The following is a 689-nucleotide window of genomic DNA, read 5'->3' as shown; positions in this document are numbered from 1 at the left end:
CGCCTCAGCATTCAGCTTAGGCGGATTCTCAAATGTGTGGAATGGCGCTGGAGATGGAACCTCCCACTCCAAACCTTCGGCACCGTCCCATGGTTTCTGAGAGGCCTTTTCGCCCTTGCCTTGCATGGTTGGCAGCACCACGAAGAAGAAGAAATACACCTGAGCCAAGCCAAAGGCGAAACCACCCAATGAAGCGATCAAGTTGAAGTCCGCGAACTGCATGGGGTAATCCGCATAGCGGCGTGGCATTCCAGCCAGTCCTAAAAAGTGCATGGGGAAGAATGTCACGTTGAACGCAATCAATGACCACCAGAAATGGATCTTGCCGCGCGTTTCGTTGTACATCACACCCGTCCACTTGGGCACCCAGTAGTAGTAACCGGCAAACATGGCGTACAAAGAACCTGCCACCAGCACGTAGTGGAAGTGAGCAACCACGTAGTAGGTGTCTTGCAGCTGTGTATCGATTGGAGCCATGGACAGGATCAAGCCTGTAAATCCACCCAAAGTGAACACAAAGATGAATCCAACGGCAAACAACATGGGGGTTTCAAAGGTCATTGACCCTTTCCACATGGTCGCGATCCAGTTGAAGATCTTCACGCCAGTTGGCACGGCAATCAACATGGTCGAGTACATGAAGAAGAGCTGACCGGTCACCGGCATACCGGTTGTAAACATGTGGTGTG

General features: G+C 52.0%; 1 protein-coding gene. It reads right to left on the bottom strand.

The genetic code is table 11. The annotated features are described in order from the left end of the window. Positions 1 to 689: cbb3-type cytochrome c oxidase subunit I (locus tag AC1QQ2_RS14760; protein WP_479713713.1), on the bottom strand; the 689-nt coding region annotated here is incomplete at both ends.

Origin of the sequence: Aestuarium sp. (genome assembly GCF_023253315.1) — a bacterium.
GTDB classification, from domain to species: domain Bacteria; phylum Pseudomonadota; class Alphaproteobacteria; order Rhodobacterales; family Rhodobacteraceae; genus Marivivens; species Marivivens donghaensis.
This window is presented reverse-complemented; position numbering and strand designations above follow the sequence as displayed.